The organism is Aeromicrobium sp. Leaf350 (genome assembly GCF_916858655.1).
Lineage (GTDB): Bacteria > Actinomycetota > Actinomycetes > Propionibacteriales > Nocardioidaceae > Aeromicrobium.
On sequence record NZ_CAKASL010000003.1, the window covers coordinates 234347 to 248215 of the forward strand.

Here is a 13869-nt window from a genome sequence, read left to right on the forward strand (position 1 = left end):
GCGGCAGGGGTACGTGGTGAGTGACGTCCACCCGAGAAGGAGTCACCATGACGCTCGCGCCCGACGAACCGATCAACCCCGACGCTCCGTCCGATCCCAACGCTCCGTCCGATCCCAACGCTCCGTCCGATCCCAACGCTCCGTCCGATCCCAATGACGTGCCCGAGATGCCGGAACCCGGCCAGCCGGTCGGGCCCCAGACGACCTCGCCGCACGACCAGGCGGTCCGATGAGCGAGGAGTCCGCAGGGTTCCCCGCCCAGCAGCAGGACCCGCCAGGTCTGACCGGTCCGATGGTGCCGCAGCCCGACCACGGCGAGAGCTCCTACGTGGGCTCGGGGCGGCTCGACGGCCGCAGGGCCCTCGTGACCGGGGGTGACTCGGGCATCGGTCGAGCCGTCGTGCTGGCGTTCGCCCGCGAGGGTGCCGACGTCGCCTTCACCTTCCAGGCGGGGGAGCACGAGGACGCCGCTGCGACGGTCGAGGTCGCTGCTGCGACCGGACGCACGATCACCGCGATCGAGGCCGACCTTCGTCTGCGCGACCAGTGCGACGCCGTGGTGCACCAGGCGGTCGACGCCCTCGGCGGGCTGGACGTCCTGGTCAACAACGCGGGCTTCCAGATGGCCCGTGAGCAGGGCATCGAGGAGATCACCGACGAGTCGCTCGACTCGACCTTCAAGACCAATCTCTACGCCACGATCTGGCTGACCCGGGCGGCCGTGCCGGCGCTGCGTGAGCGCGGTGGCTCGATCATCAACAACACCTCGATCCAGGCGTACGAGCCGTCCACGTCGCTCATCGACTACGCCTCGACCAAGGCGGCGCTCAACAACATCACCGTCAACCTCGCCGCGGAGCTGGGTCCGCAGGGCATCCGTGTGAACGCCGTGGCGCCCGGGCCGATCTGGACGCCGCTGCAGCCCGCCACCCAGCCGCCCGAGAAGCTCGAGCACTTCGGCGAGGACACGCCACTCGGACGCGCCGGCCAGCCCGCCGAGGTCGCCCCGGCCTTCGTGTTCCTGGCCTGCGAGGAGACCGCCAGCTACGTCTCGGGCACCGTGCTCGGCGTGACCGGCGGCAAGCCCGTCTTCTGACCCTTCGACACCCCATGGGAGAACCGCGATGAGATCACACCTGCACGAGCCGGGCGACGGTCCGGACGACGAGGTCGCGAAGCAGATCCGCGAGGACGGGACCCTCGAGGACCCGCCGCCCGTGCCGCCGGCGAAGCGCCGACGACAGGTCCGCAAGGTCTCGTGGTGGTGGGCCGGCGCGATGCTGCTCGCAGTCGTCATGGTCGCGACAGCGGTCATCGGCCTCGCGATCGGCGGCGACAACACGGCGAGCCGTACCGTGCCGCTGACGGCCGTCGGACTGATCGGTGCGGCGATCGCGCTGATCTCGACGATCTGGCGCGGCAAGGTCGGCGACGACCTCGACGAGGCGAAGCTCTGACGACGGTGTGACGGCGCCCCCGGAGGGGTACCTCGTGGTCATGCAGAACTTGACGGGGAACCCGGCGTGCTGACGCCGAAGGCACGTGGTCCGCTGAGCGCGGACCTGTTCGACGCGTTGCACGGCTCCCGCCCGACGACGGGCTGGGACGTCGCCTCGCTCGACGAGGACGATCTGCAGCTGAGCCTGTGGGCGCTCTACGAGCTGGCCTACCGCGGCTTTGACGACGTCGATGCCGCCCTCGAGTGGGATCCGGGCCTCCTGGGTCTGCGCGCGTCCCTGGAGTCGGTCGTCGAGGCCCGCTGGCGCTCTCGTGCCGAGGCCGCTGAGGTGCAGGAGCCGTTCGCCGACGGGCTCATGAGCTTCATCGAGGCTGACGACGGCGCCTCCCTCGCGGGGTTCGCGCAGCGGAAGGCGACGCGGGAGCAGGTGCTGGAGCTGTTGCGGTGGCGCAGCATCTACCACCTCAAGGAGGCCGACCCGACCTCGTTCACGCTGCCGCGTCTGCCGGTCCGGGCGCAGGCTGCCCTGGCTGCGCTGCAGTACGACGAGTACGGCGGCGGCGATCCGGCACGGCTCCATCGGCACCTGTTCGCGACCGGGATGTCGGACGCCGGACTGCGCCCCGACGAGGGCGCGTACGTCGACGAGGCGCCGGCGATCGTGCTGGAGCAGAACAACGCGCTGTCGATGTTCGGGCTGCACCGCCGCTTGCGCGGGGCGTCGCTCGGGCACCTAGCGGCCTTCGAGGCGACGAGCTCGCTCCCGTCGCGCCGGATGGCAGCGGGGCTGCGGCGCGTCGGGCTGCCGGAGTCCGTGGCGGCGTACTACGACGAGCACGTCGAGGCCGACGCGGTGCACGAGCAGCTCGCCGTCCGGCTCATCTGCGGAACTCTCGTCGAGGACGAGCCGGAGACGCGCGGCGACGTCGTCCTCGGTGCGTTCACGTGCCTCGACCTGGAGAACCGGTTCGCGACGTGGGCACTCGAGCGGTGGGCAGCATGACGGGCTCGAGCGCGGAGCATGACGGGCCGGCCGCGCCGCGCCCCGACGTCGTGATCTGCCCGGGCGGGCCGATGCTGGTCTTCGGCGACCTGGTCGTCGAGGACGCCGACGGCGAGCGTCACCGCACGCACCGTCCGGTCAGCGCGATCTGTCGCTGTGGCCGGAGCGCCGCCGCACCGTGGTGCGACGGCACCCACAAGGCGCTGCCGGACAAGCTCCGCCCCTAGGGCGTGAAGACGACCTTGATCGCGTCGTCGTCCTTGGCCTGGAACATCGCGTACGCCGCCGCGGCGTCCTCGAGCGGGAGGCGGTGCGTCGCGAAGCTCTCCAGACCCAGCGGGTCGTCGTCGTCCAGCGCGAGCGGCAGCAGGTCGGGCAGCCATCGGCGGACGTTGGCCTGGCCCATGCGGAGCGTCAGCTGCTTGTCGAAGATCGTCTGCATCGGCAGCGGGTCGGCGGCCCCGGCGTAGACGCCGGACAGGGAGATCGTGCCGCCACGGCGCACGGCCTCGATCGCCGTGGTGAACGCCGCGAGACGGTCGACGCTCGCGGTCTTCATGAGGGGTTGCGCCAGGGCGTCCGGGAGCATCCCGGCGATCCGCTGCGCGGCCCCGGCGACGGGGTTTCCGTGAGCCTCCATGCCGACCGCGTCGATGACGGCATCGGCGCCGCGACCGTCGGTGAGGTCGAGCACGTGGGCGACGGTGTCGCCCGCACCGAGGTCGATCGTCTCGACCCCGAGGGACGCGGAGCGGGTGAGCCGCGCCTGCACGAGGTCGACGCCGACGACCCGGATGCCGCGCAGGATCGCGAGTCGCGCCGCCATCTCGCCGATCGGGCCCAGGCCGAGGATCAGCAGGGTGTCGCCGGGCTGGGCGCCGCTGTACTCCAGGCCCTGCCACGCGGTGGGCACGACGTCGGACAGGTAGACGAAGCGTTCATCAGGGCGGTCGGACTCGATCTTGAGCGGTCCGAAGTCGGCGTGCGGCACGCGCAGGTACTGCGCCTGACCGCCCGGGACGGACCCGTAGAGGTCGGTGTAGCCGAAGAGCTGGGCACCCATCCCGTGCTCGCGCACCTGGGTCGTCTCGCACTGCGTGTGGAGGCCGCGGTCGCACATGAAGCACGAGCCGCAGCTGATCTGGAACGGCACCACGACGCGGTCGCCGACCTCCAGGTCGGGCACGTCGCTGCCCTTCTCGACCACGACGCCCATCGACTCGTGCCCGAGCACGTCGCCCGGGTGCAGGAAGGGTCCGAGCGTCTCGTAGAGGTGCAGGTCCGAGCCGCACAGACCCGTCGTGGTCACCTCGATGATCGCGTCGGTCGGTGCCTGGATGGTCGGGTCCGGGACGTCCTCGACACGCACGTCGCGACGGCCGTGCCAGGTGAGGGCTCGCATGGTGATCTCCTAGGGGGTCACCGTCAGGTACCCCTGTGCCGCGGGCCGAAACGAGGGGTGCGAGTCACGCCGCAGCGCTCCCGACATGCGGATCGTCGGAACAGGACTAGCGTCGAGATCTCCGAACGAAGGGAGAAAAGAATGTCACTCATTCTCTGGATCATTGCCGTGGTGCTCGTCGTCTCCGGCGTGTTCGCACTGCTGCGCAAGGAGATGCTCTGGGGCATCGTGCTGATCGTCGTGGGCCTGCTCGTGGGCCCCGGAGGCGTCAGCATCTTCACCTGATGTGAGCCGGCGCGGACCCGCCCAGGCTCTTCGGAGCCGGGTGAGGTCCGCGCCGGTGGGTACTCCCTCGACGAACGGTGACCGAGGAGGAAGACCATGCCCGAGAAGGACACACCGAACAGCATCAAGAACCCCGATCTCTACGAGGCGCTCCGCGATGACGGAGCCTCGAAGGAGAAGGCCGCCCGCATCTCCAACGCGACCGCCCAGAAGGGCAGGTCCGAGAAGAGCGTCGGTGCCAAGGGAGGTCGATCCGGCTCGTACGAGGACTGGACCGTCGCCGAGCTCCGCGACCGCGCCAAGGAGCTCGGCCTCAGCGGCTACTCCGACCTCACGAAGGACGAGCTCGTCGAGAGGCTCCGCGACCACTGAGCCGAGCGCACCAGGTGGATGTGCGCGTCAGGGCGGCGTGCGGGTCAGGCGGCCTGCGGCGCGGGTGCGCCCTCGGCCGCGGCCCGCATCCGCGCCAGGAGGGCCGTGAGCCGGCGCGAGACCTGCATCTGGCTGATGCCGAGCCGCTCGGCGATGTCGACCTGGGTGCGGTCCTCGACGAACCTCCAGAACAGCAGTCGCCGATCGGCGTCCGACAGGTCGCGGCAGAGGCGGCCGAAGGTCACCCAGTCGTCGACCATGTCGAGCCTCTCGTCGCGGAGACCCATCTCGTGACCCGCCTCCTCGGCGGCGTCGATCGAGTCCGGGGAGTAGCAGCCTCGGGCCGCGGCCGCCTCGGTCAGCTCCGCGGGGTCGACGCCCATCCGGTCGGCGAGGGCGGCGACCTGGTCGGTCGTGACGTCACCGACGTGCTCGGCCGACAGACGCGCCTGCAGCTCCTGGAGCCGCCGCGGGGGGCGGACCCCCCAGGCACGGTCGCGGAAGTGTCGCTTGAGCTCGCCGCGGATCGTGGCGGTCGCGAAGGCGGCGAAGGCGCCGCGTCCGGCGTCGAAGCCGGCGGCGGCCTTCACCAGAGCCAGACGGGCGACCTGCTCGAGGTCGTCGCCGTCGACACCGCGGCCGCGGAAGCCGCGGGCCAGTCGGTTGGCCAGTGTGAGGTGGCCGAGAATGAGGTCGTGCTGGTCGGCAGCTGTGACAGCCATGATCTGTTCCCCCAAAAGGATTGGAACGTCGATGGCTGGTGCTCAACCACTAGCCACGTTCCCACCGCTCTGCAGGCCCCGCAACCCGAGCGCGGCCACGCGCCGTGGGGTGGGGTCAGGAGGCGTCGCTCGGACGGTTAAGATCGGGTCGAACCGCTGACGCAACTGGCGGCGAGGATTCGTCCGAAAAGGATGTCCCGCCGCGTGCGCGAGATCATCAGAGCCTGTCCCGAGTGCCACGAGGACGCTGCCGTCCACCTGGGCGACGTCGAGGGTTTCTCCCTCTACGCCTGCGTGCGGTGCGACGCCGAGTTCCAGCTGGTTCGCGAATCGTCGGATCCGGACGAGGCCGAGGCCGACTAGGCGCGGCGCGACTCCCAGGCCCGCTTCGCCGCCGCGCGGTGGCGGTCCCGGAGTCGTTCCAGCTGCGAGTGTCCCTGCGCGAGCAGTCGCTCCAGCTCCGCCTTGTCCGCGCGCGGATCGTCGAACTGCAGGAGGGCCTCCCAGCCCGCGACCTTGCCGGAGACCGCGTCGTGCATCGTCTCGAGATCGATCACGTCGGTCAAGGGTGTGCGGTGGAGCAGGGAGCCGTTGGGCTTCAGTCGGCCGACCCGCTCGCCGATCTTCGCCACGGTCTCCACGAGCAGGGGTTCCGAGGCGCCGATCTCGCGGGCGAAGCCGCGGAGCCACGAGCGCTCCTCGAACAGCTCGCCGCGGATGTCGGCGGTGATCTGGCGCGCCTTCGGGTCGTCGAGACCCGGGCCGCGCGAGAACAGCTCGATGCCGGCCGAGGCGCCGGTCAGGTGGATCCGGACGTAGTGCGCGAGGAGGTCCATGAGCGAGGAGTACCCATCGAGCCGCCGCGTCACGCATGGCGGACGTCCTGCGGGGAACTCCCCTGCCGGAACGAAGGAGCCCCCGTGAACGAAGTCCCGACCGATCGCGTCGAGCAGGCGAGGTCCACGACCCCGATCGCGGCGCGCATGCCCTTCGGCGACATCGACGTGAGCTTCGACGACTCCGTGCTCGTGCCGCGTCCGTGGACGCTGGCCCAGGCGACGTGGGCGCGAGACCTCCTCGACGGCCTCCCTGCCGGGCCGGTGCTCGAGGTCTGCAGCGGCGCCGGGCACATCGGGCTCGCCGCGGTCCACGGTTCGGGTCGCCGTCTCGTGCAGGTCGACCAGGACGAGACGGCCTGCGCCTACGCGCGGGAGAACGCAGCGGCCGCCGGGGCGTACGTCGACGTCCGGTGCGGGCCGATGGATCGCGCGCTGCGCGCCGACGAGAGCTTCGTGCTGCTCGTGGCCGACCCGCCGTGGGTCCCGACGGCGGAGGTCAGTCGGTTCCCGGACGACCCGGTGCTGGCGATCGACGGTGGCGAGGACGGGCTCGACGTCGCCCGGACCTGTGTCGCGGTGGCCGCGCGGCACCTGCTGGCGGAGGGCGCTGCCCTGCTGCAGCTCGGATCGGACGAGCAGGTCGCCCGGCTGGCGCCCGAGCTGAGCGCGGCAGGTCTGGTCGTCGCGGAGGTCCGCGGCTTCGACGGCGGAGCCGTGGCGCTGCTCCGGCCCGCTCCCGCTCGCCTTGCGTGAGCGGTGGCGCGTGACAGGCTCGACGAGGACCCCGATCCCCATCGAGCAGGAGGCATCATGAGCAACGACGGACAGCTGCAGCCCGAGGACTCGCTGGTCGACCGCGGGGTCGACGACGTGCTGGACGAGGGGATCTCCCCGCCGGAGAGGCTGCGCGGCTCGATCGCCAAGGGCGTCACGGCCGAGGAGCAGCGGGAGGGCGAGAGCCTCGAGGAGCGGCTCGCGCAGGAGGTCCCGGACGACACGGGCATCACGCCCACCGACGCCCGCGACCCCGACACCGACGCGGGCGAGCTGGACGACCCCTCCGACACGTTCGCGGGGGAGGAGCGCTCCGGCCGTCTGGTCGCGCCGGACGAGGGCACGGACGTCGACGACGTCCAGCAGCAGGTGGCCGGAGACGTCGGCATCGACGGAGCCGGCGCGAGCGCCGAGGAGGCCGCGGTGCACACCTGGAGCGAGGAACAGCTCGACGCGCTCGAGGGCGAGACGGACGACGAGATCAGGCCCGACACGGCGTGAGCGGCGATCGCTCCGGCACCGACGAGCAGGTGGTGGACGAACAGGTGGTGGGCGACCGGATCGGTGCCGACCAGGCCCTGGCCCTCGCCGGCCTGCTGGGACGTGAGGTCGCTCCGGTGGAGGGTGACGCGTTGCCGCTGCTGTGGCACTTCGCCTACTTCCTGCCGCGTCCGGCGCAGCACGAGCTCGCGCCGGACGGTCACGTGAACGTGGGCTTCCCGACCCCGCCTCGCGCGGGACTGCGCCGGATGTTCGCGGGCGGGCGCGTGCGCCTCGAACGGGGGCTGCGCGTCGGTGACGAGGCGGTCGCGCGCACCGCGGTCGCGAGCAGCACCGAGAAGCAGGGTCGCCACGGCCCGATGACGCTCGTCACGACCCGCACGACGACGAGCGTCGGCGATGACGTCGCGCTCGTCGACGATCGCGACATCGTCTACCTCGAGTCGGCGCCGGCCGGCGGTGCGGCTGCCGGTGCCTCGTCGACCCCGGTCGAGCCGACGGGCGACGCCGTGCGCTCGGTCGACGTCGACCCGACGCTGCTGTTCCGGTACTCGGCCCTGACCTACAACGCACATCGGATCCACTACGACCGCGAGTACGCCCGCGACGTCGAGGGGCACCCGGGTCTCGTGGTCCACGGCCCCCTGCAGGCCGTGCTCATGGCCGAGCTCGCGACGGGGCTCGAGCCCGACGCGTCGACGTTCGCCTATCGGCTCACGTCGCCCCTGCACGAGGGCCGCGGCCTGCACGTCGTCGCGGACCGGATCGACGGCGGCGTCGAGGTGCGCGTGCAGGACGACGCCGGCGTGGTCACCGCGAGGGCCACCTGGACGTAGGCCGAGTCCCGCGGTCGCTCGGGACCGGCCTAGCCCGCGACGTCGTCCCAGATGCGCTGGACGTCGGGATGGTCGACCGCCGTGCCCTCGGCCTGTGCCACGAGGAGGAGGCCGGTGGAGGTGAGGTGCGCGGCCATTGCGGCCTCGGCGCCGTCGCCGTCGCCCGCGAGGACGGCCGCGACGATCGGGGCGTGCTCCTCGCCGATCTGGCGCAGGTCGCGCGGTCCGGCCGAGGTCGGTGGTCCGAGCAGGGCGGTCGTGGAGCGGAGGGCGGCGACGATCGAGGCGGCTCGCGGATTGCCTCCGCCGACCAGCAGGAGCCGGTGCAGCTCGCGGTCGTGGCGCCAGAAGGTGGCCTCGTCGCCCGTGGCTGCGGCTGCCCGCAGGGCCTCCATCGCGGCGCGGATCGAGCCCAGCAGCTCGGCGTCGGCGCGGCGAGCCACGCGCGCCGCGGCGGCCGGCTCCAGCGCGAGCCTGACGCCGAAGATCTCGGCGATGTCGCGCGAGCGCGGGAGCACGACGTGGAACCCGCGGTTGCGCGAGAACTGCACGAGTCCGGCCTCCTCGAGCTTGAGGAGGCCCTCGCGCACGGGGCTGCGCGAGACGCCCAGGAGGTCGGCCACCTGCTGCACCGAGTACGTCTGCTCGGGCACGAAGGTGCGGTGGCGGATGCCGTCGCGCATCGCCTCGACGACGGCCTCGGCCAGGGTCGGTCGATCCGCTAAGGGTTGACTCACATGTAACATGTTACTCATGGAGCAGTCCGCATGACCACCCTCGACATCGCGACTCCCGGTGTGCGCCTCGACGTCGTCGCCGCCCTGGAGGCCCGGAGCCTCGACGTGCTCGCGGACGAGGGCACGCGTGCGATGTACTCGACCGACGCGTCGCTGTACCGCATCCCGCCGACCGCCGTGGTGCGACCGCGCTCGCGTGACGAGGTCGCCGAGATCCTCGAGGTCGCCCGCACGCTCGAGGTGCCGGTCACCTCGCGGGGGGCCGGCACGTCGGTCGCGGGCAACGCCATCGGTCGCGGCATCGTGCTCGACTTCAGCCGCCACATGAATCGTGTCCTGTCGGTCGACGGCGAGGCCGGCCTCGCGGTGGTCGAGCCCGGCACCGTGCACGCCGTCCTGCAGAAGCAGGCCATGGCGCAGGGACGCCGCTTCGGCCCCGACCCGTCGACTCACCCGCGCTGCACGATCGGCGGTATGGTCGGCAACAACGCCTGCGGCTCGCGCAGCCTCGGCTACGGCCGCACGTCCGACAACGTCGCCGGCCTGGAGGTCATGACCGCCGCCGGTGACCTGTTCCGCACCGGATACGGCGCCGACGGCAAGCCGTTCGTCGAGGGCGGGGAGCAGCTGGTCGCCGACCTCCGCTCGGTCATGGGCCGCCACCTGGAGGTCGCGCGCACCGAGTTCGACCGCTTCGGACGTCAGGTCTCCGGCTATGCGGTCCACCACCTGCTGCCCGAGCGCTTCGACCTCACGCAGGCGCTCGTCGGCTCCGAGGGCACCCTCGGTGTCATCACCGAGGCGACCGTGCGGCTCGTCACCGACCCGGCGCACCGCGTGGTCGTGGCGATCGGCTTCGAGGACATCGTCGAGGCCGGCGAGGCCTCCCCAGCCGTCGTCGCCCACGGCCCGACCGCGTGCGAGGGCCTCGACTCCCGGCTCATCGACGTGCTCGTCAGCCGCCGCGGCGCCGGCGCGGTGCCGGACCTGCCACGCGGCAACGCGTGGCTGTTCGTCGAGCTGGCCGGCGAGGACGCCGACGACGTCATGGAGCGGGCCCAGCGGCTGGCGGCCGAGGGCCTCGGTGTCGAGAGCCTCGTCGTGCCCGACCCGAAGGTGCAGGCCCGCCTCTGGCGCATCCGCGAGGACGGCGCCGGCCTGGCCGGCCGCGCGCCCTCGGGCAAGCCGGCCTGGCCCGGCTGGGAGGACGCCGCCGTCCCGCCCGACCGCCTCGGCGAGTACCTCGCGCAGTTCGACGCCCTGGTCGCCGAGCACGGTCTGACCTCGGCCCCGTTCGGCCACTTCGGCGACGGCTGCATGCACGTGCGTCTCGACTTCCCCTTCGACCGCCCCGACGGCACCGCCGTGTTCCGCGCGTTCCTGCAGTCGGCGGCCGAGCTCGTCGCGTCCTTCGGCGGCACGCTCTCCGGCGAGCACGGCGACGGCCGCGCCCGCAGCCAGCTGCTGCCCACGATGTACTCGCCGGAGGCGATCGGCCTGTTCGGTCAGGTCAAGGGCGTCTTCGATCCGACCGACCTGCTCAACCCCGGCGTGCTCGTCGAGCCCGACGCGGCCGACGAGGAGGTCCGCGTCGCGGGCACCTTCCCGAACCGGCGTCCGCTCGCCTTCGCGTACGAGGAGGACCACGGCAGCCTGGCCGGAGCCGTGCACCGCTGCACCGGCGTGGGCAAGTGTCGGGCCGACAACACGGCGTCCGGCGGGGTCATGTGTCCCTCCTACCTCGCGACGCGAGAGGAGAAGGACTCCACGCGTGGCCGCGCCCGCGTGCTGCAGGAGCTCGTGCGTGGCGAGCGCCTCGACTGGCGCTCGCCCGAGGTGCACGACTCGCTCGACCTCTGCCTGGCCTGCAAGGGCTGCGCCTCCGACTGCCCCACGGGCATCGACATGGCGACCTACAAGTCCGAGGTCCTGCACCAGAGCTATCGCAAGCGGTTGCGGCCGCGCTCGCACTACACGCTCGGGTGGCTGCCGCGTTGGAGCCGGATCGCCGGCCGGTTCCCCCGTCTGGCGAACCTCGGCATGAGGCTGCCGCTCGTCGGCCGACTCGCCCTCTGGGGCGCTGGCGTCGACCAACGCCGCAGCATCCCCGCGTTCGCGACGACGCCGTTCCGTCGCTGGTGGGCTCGGCAGGAGCGCAAGGCCCGCGGGTCCGCGCCGCTGCGCCAGCCCGTGATGCTGTTCGTCGACTCCTTCAGCAACAGCTTCTCGCCGTCGGTCGCCGAGGCCATGGTGGCGGTGCTCCGGGATGCCGGCTACGAGCCGCAGCTGCCGTCGGCCGGCACCTGCTGCGGCCTGACCTGGATCACCACGGGCCAGCTCGACGCGGCCAAGCGCATCCTCGGCAGCACCGTCGCCGAGCTCGCCGTGGCTGCTCGAGCCGGCATCCCGATCGTCGGCGTCGAGCCGTCGTGCACCGCCGTGCTGCGCAGTGACGCGATCGAGCTGCTCGGCAACGACCCCGAGCGGGGCGACGACGCCCGTACCGTCGCGGCGGCCACCCGCACGCTCTCGGAGCTGCTGGGGGAGACCGACGGCTGGGAGGCACCCGACCTGTCCGGCACCACGGTCGTGGTGCAGCCGCACTGCCACCAGCACGCCGTGCTCGGCTGGACGCCCGACGAGAAGCTGCTCGGGCGCACCGGCGCCGAGGTGACGACCCTCGCCGGCTGCTGCGGTCTCGCGGGCAACTTCGGGGTGGAGATCGGGCACTACGAGGTCTCGGTCGCGGTGGCCGAGCAGAACCTCCTGCCGGCCCTCGACGCTGCGCCTGACGCGATCGTCCTGGCCGACGGATTCAGCTGCCGCACGCAGGTCGCCGACCTGCGCGAGCGCCCGTCCCTGCACCTCGCGGAGCTCCTGGCCTCCAAGCTCCCCTGAGCCACCGCCCTGCCCCGCTCCGGCAGGGCCCCGGACGCCCGGTCGTGGCCTGTGCCCTGTGACACACTTGGTGACGTGAACGACGAGCCGAAGAAGGTCGTGCGTCGCGTCGTCAGGAAGACGGTCGTGCGCCCGGTCAGCGACGTGGGTCGCGAGGAGCGACCTCGCGTGGCCGCGCCCGGACGCGGTTCCACGCCACGCACGCGCACCGTCACCAACCCCAGCACCGGCCGCACCGTGACGCTCGGTGGCAGCACCACGGCCCGGCCGACCCCCAAGAACAAGACCGGGGCGCAGAAGACGTCGCAGGCGAAGCCGGCGGTCGTGCCCAACACGCCGCGCCGCTCACCGCGTGACGTCGTCGACGACTGGCGCCTCTCGGCGTCCGAGCGCACCAGCGGCGCCGGCCAGGCCGTCCGTCGCGGGGCCGGAGCCGTCGGCACGGGCGTCCGCGCGAGCGGTCGCCGGGTGCTGGCCGTCCGTCTGCCGCACTGGCCCGGCGTCCGTGGCGTCCTCGTCACCGCGGTCGTCAGCGGCCTGGCGGTCGTCGCCCTCGGTGCCGGTGCCCTGGCCGTCTTCAAGGCGGTCTTCGGCGTGAAGTCCGGTGGTGGCTGGGGCGTGCTCGCCTTCGCCCTCATCGCCGTGGCGGCCTTCCTGGTCAGCCGCACCCTCCTGCGCTGGTTCGGGCACTCGTCCGCCACGGTCGTCGCGGCGCTCGCGCAGCTCGTCGGCATCGTGCTCCTGCTCATCCTCCTGCCGACGAACGCCCAGAGCCTCTGGTCGCTCCTGATCGTGCCGGCCGTGGCCGTGACCTCCCACCTGGTCGCGCACGGGTGCGCACGCATCGCCGAGGCCGAGGACCGCGAGGCGTACGACGACGAGCCGGCCGACGCCGGGGATCCTGTCTCCGTCCGCTGACCTGCCCGTACCCTGTCCGGGAGACATCTGCGGGGACACCGGCGCCGTCCGGCGTCCCGACCGAGGACGAGGACCCCTGTGCGACTGCCCGTGCGACGACTGCTCATCGCGACCATGACCGCCACGCTCGCCGTCTCCCTGGCGGCCTGTCAGTCCGATCCCGACGTGCCCGAGCCGCAGCCCGCCCCCACCGGCGTCGCGAGCGGTCTGGTGCCGGGCGCGTGCATCGCCTCGTCCGGTGATCCGAGCATTCTCGGCGACACCCCCGTGACCGAGGACGCCATCGTCGACTGCGGTGAGGAGCACGTCTACGAGGTGCTCGCGGCGCAGGACATCCCCGGCCGCTACCTCGCGTCCACCGAGGCCACCGAGGAGGACCGGGTGCGCCTGCAGGCGGGCCTCGACGGCGCGCGCACCGAGCCGGTCCAGATCACCTTCGCCGCGTTCGCCCGCGCGTACTGCGACATCGCGCTGCAGCGCGCCCTCGGTCTCGACGGCGGCACCGAGCTGGCCGGCACCGACATCGCCTCCCTCCAGGTGATCCCGATCTCGCACACCTCGGCCCCCTACGCGGTGCTGCCCGTCGACGGCTGGACTGATCAGCCGTCGCTGCTGTGCGTCAACCGCTTCGTCGAGGAGTCCGCGACGCCCGACGAGGCGCCCGTCGCCCCGGTGACGGGACCCACCACGGTGTCGCTGCTCTCGAGCGAGCGCCCGCTGTCGCAGCGGCTGTGCTTCTCCTTCGACGCCGCTGGGCTCCCGGCCGACACGTCGTGCGAGAGCGTCCACGACGCCGAGTACACGGTCAGCTTCGACGCGACGCCGATGCTCGACGACGAGCAGCTCGCAGCGGCGTCAGCCGACCCGGCCGGGCCGTTCCCCGGCGACGTGCAGGAGCTGCTCGACCAGGCCTGCAACGACGTCCTGGGCCTCGTGATCGGTGACGACCGTGACGAGTCGGTGATTGGTCAGGCCCTGCGCGGCGACGAGGGCTGGGGCACCGGTGGCCTCAGCAACGCCGTCACGTGCTTCGCGACCCCGCAGGACGAGGCGCAGGCGCTCCCGTCAGGCTCGGTCTTCGGTCTGGGCGACGCCCCGATCGAGCTCGTCGCCCGCGACTGAA

The 13869-nt window shown here is 72.4% G+C and carries 18 protein-coding genes; 14 read left to right on the forward strand and 4 right to left on the reverse strand.

What is annotated here, in order from left to right:
• Positions 1-47 precede the first annotated feature (47 nt).
• From LO931_RS14745 to LO931_RS14765, 5 genes are all read left to right on the forward strand, one after another.
• Complete coding sequence (locus LO931_RS14745) at positions 48-233, forward strand: hypothetical protein (protein ID WP_229054601.1); 186 nt, start codon at positions 48-50, stop codon at positions 231-233.
• Positions 230-1096 (forward strand): SDR family oxidoreductase, encoded by an 867-nt coding sequence (locus LO931_RS14750; protein ID WP_229054602.1) that lies wholly within the window; start codon positions 230-232, stop codon positions 1094-1096. Before LO931_RS14745 ends, LO931_RS14750 begins: the two co-directional genes overlap by 4 nt.
• A gap of 28 nt (positions 1097-1124) precedes the next feature.
• Entirely contained in the window at positions 1125-1457 is a 333-nt protein-coding gene (locus tag LO931_RS14755; protein ID WP_229054603.1) for a hypothetical protein, read from the forward strand.
• 66 nt (positions 1458-1523) lie between these two features.
• Positions 1524-2462 (forward strand): iron-containing redox enzyme family protein, encoded by a 939-nt coding sequence (locus tag LO931_RS14760; protein ID WP_229054604.1) that lies wholly within the window; start codon positions 1524-1526, stop codon positions 2460-2462.
• Positions 2459-2689, forward strand: coding sequence for a CDGSH iron-sulfur domain-containing protein (locus LO931_RS14765; protein WP_229054605.1), 231 nt, complete (start codon positions 2459-2461; stop codon positions 2687-2689). Before LO931_RS14760 ends, LO931_RS14765 begins: the two co-directional genes overlap by 4 nt.
• On the opposite strand, the gene LO931_RS14770 is transcribed toward LO931_RS14765, so the two are convergent.
• The gene (locus tag LO931_RS14770) at positions 2686-3864 is read right to left on the reverse strand and encodes an alcohol dehydrogenase catalytic domain-containing protein (protein ID WP_229054606.1); all 1179 of its coding nucleotides are present in this window, start codon (positions 3862-3864) and stop codon (positions 2686-2688) included. The genes LO931_RS14765 and LO931_RS14770 overlap by 4 nt on opposite strands.
• A 141-nt stretch (positions 3865-4005) precedes the next feature.
• Between LO931_RS14770 and LO931_RS14775 the strand changes: the two genes are divergently transcribed.
• Both LO931_RS14775 and LO931_RS14780 read left to right on the forward strand, forming a co-directional pair.
• Positions 4006-4149, forward strand: a complete 144-nt coding sequence (locus LO931_RS14775) for a GPGG-motif small membrane protein (RefSeq protein WP_229054607.1) — start codon at positions 4006-4008, stop codon at positions 4147-4149.
• Positions 4150-4245: 96 nt separating this feature from the next.
• Positions 4246-4521 (forward strand): SAP domain-containing protein, encoded by a 276-nt coding sequence (locus LO931_RS14780; RefSeq protein ID WP_229054608.1) that lies wholly within the window; start codon positions 4246-4248, stop codon positions 4519-4521.
• Between the two features lie 44 nt (positions 4522-4565).
• Here LO931_RS14780 and LO931_RS14785 read toward each other — a convergent pair whose 3' ends face one another.
• The gene (locus LO931_RS14785) at positions 4566-5243 is read right to left on the reverse strand and encodes a sigma-70 family RNA polymerase sigma factor (RefSeq protein WP_229054609.1); all 678 of its coding nucleotides are present in this window, start codon (positions 5241-5243) and stop codon (positions 4566-4568) included.
• Between the two features lie 204 nt (positions 5244-5447).
• On the opposite strand from LO931_RS14785, the gene LO931_RS14790 reads away from it, so the two are divergent.
• Entirely contained in the window at positions 5448-5606 is a 159-nt protein-coding gene (locus LO931_RS14790) for a hypothetical protein (protein ID WP_229054610.1), read from the forward strand.
• On the opposite strand, the gene LO931_RS14795 is transcribed toward LO931_RS14790, so the two are convergent.
• A complete protein-coding gene (locus tag LO931_RS14795) occupies positions 5603-6112 on the reverse strand; it encodes a hypothetical protein (RefSeq protein ID WP_229054611.1) in 510 nt (169 codons plus the stop codon). The genes LO931_RS14790 and LO931_RS14795 overlap by 4 nt on opposite strands.
• Positions 6113-6163: 51 nt before the next feature.
• On the opposite strand from LO931_RS14795, the gene LO931_RS14800 reads away from it, so the two are divergent.
• From LO931_RS14800 to LO931_RS14810, 3 genes are read left to right on the forward strand one after another with little or no spacing between them, the layout of a single operon-like run.
• Entirely contained in the window at positions 6164-6835 is a 672-nt protein-coding gene (locus LO931_RS14800) for a methyltransferase domain-containing protein (protein ID WP_229054612.1), read from the forward strand.
• A gap of 57 nt (positions 6836-6892) precedes the next feature.
• Positions 6893-7357 carry a DUF5709 domain-containing protein gene (locus LO931_RS14805; protein ID WP_229054613.1) on the forward strand — a complete coding sequence of 155 codons (465 nt, stop codon included), beginning with the start codon at positions 6893-6895 and terminating at the stop codon, positions 7355-7357.
• 32 nt (positions 7358-7389) lie between these two features.
• Entirely contained in the window at positions 7390-8193 is an 804-nt protein-coding gene (locus tag LO931_RS14810) for a MaoC family dehydratase N-terminal domain-containing protein (protein ID WP_229054614.1), read from the forward strand.
• Positions 8194-8222: 29 nt separating this feature from the next.
• Here the strand turns inward: LO931_RS14810 and LO931_RS14815 are convergent, their stop codons facing one another.
• Positions 8223-8930, reverse strand: coding sequence for a GntR family transcriptional regulator (locus tag LO931_RS14815; RefSeq protein ID WP_229054615.1), 708 nt, complete (start codon positions 8928-8930; stop codon positions 8223-8225).
• 30 nt (positions 8931-8960) lie between these two features.
• Here LO931_RS14815 and LO931_RS14820 point away from each other — a divergent pair, with 30 nt between their 5' ends.
• The 3 genes from LO931_RS14820 to LO931_RS14830 all read left to right on the forward strand — a co-directional run bounded on the left by LO931_RS14820 (position 8961) and on the right by LO931_RS14830 (position 13868).
• On the forward strand, positions 8961-11828 hold the full coding sequence (locus LO931_RS14820) for an FAD-binding and (Fe-S)-binding domain-containing protein (protein ID WP_229054616.1): 2868 nt from the start codon (positions 8961-8963) through the stop codon (positions 11826-11828).
• Between the two features lie 75 nt (positions 11829-11903).
• The gene (locus LO931_RS14825) at positions 11904-12746 is read left to right on the forward strand and encodes a YybS family protein (protein WP_229054617.1); all 843 of its coding nucleotides are present in this window, start codon (positions 11904-11906) and stop codon (positions 12744-12746) included.
• Between the two features lie 78 nt (positions 12747-12824).
• Entirely contained in the window at positions 12825-13868 is a 1044-nt protein-coding gene (locus LO931_RS14830) for a hypothetical protein (RefSeq protein ID WP_229054618.1), read from the forward strand.
• The last annotated feature ends 1 nt before the right edge of the window (position 13869 follow it).

Coding starts and splice junctions, on each gene's coding strand:
- LO931_RS14820 (WP_229054616.1), top strand. CDS start 8,961: ATGACCACCCTCGACATCGCGACTCCCGGTGTGCGCCTCGACGTCGTC.
- LO931_RS14755 (WP_229054603.1), top strand. CDS start 1,125: ATGAGATCACACCTGCACGAGCCGGGCGACGGTCCGGACGACGAGGTC.
- LO931_RS14750 (WP_229054602.1), top strand. CDS start 230: ATGAGCGAGGAGTCCGCAGGGTTCCCCGCCCAGCAGCAGGACCCGCCA.
- LO931_RS14780 (WP_229054608.1), top strand. CDS start 4,246: ATGCCCGAGAAGGACACACCGAACAGCATCAAGAACCCCGATCTCTAC.
- LO931_RS14745 (WP_229054601.1), top strand. CDS start 48: ATGACGCTCGCGCCCGACGAACCGATCAACCCCGACGCTCCGTCCGAT.
- LO931_RS14785 (WP_229054609.1), bottom strand. CDS start 5,243: ATGGCTGTCACAGCTGCCGACCAGCACGACCTCATTCTCGGCCACCTC.
- LO931_RS14765 (WP_229054605.1), top strand. CDS start 2,459: ATGACGGGCTCGAGCGCGGAGCATGACGGGCCGGCCGCGCCGCGCCCC.
- LO931_RS14805 (WP_229054613.1), top strand. CDS start 6,893: ATGAGCAACGACGGACAGCTGCAGCCCGAGGACTCGCTGGTCGACCGC.
- LO931_RS14775 (WP_229054607.1), top strand. CDS start 4,006: ATGTCACTCATTCTCTGGATCATTGCCGTGGTGCTCGTCGTCTCCGGC.
- LO931_RS14770 (WP_229054606.1), bottom strand. CDS start 3,864: ATGCGAGCCCTCACCTGGCACGGCCGTCGCGACGTGCGTGTCGAGGAC.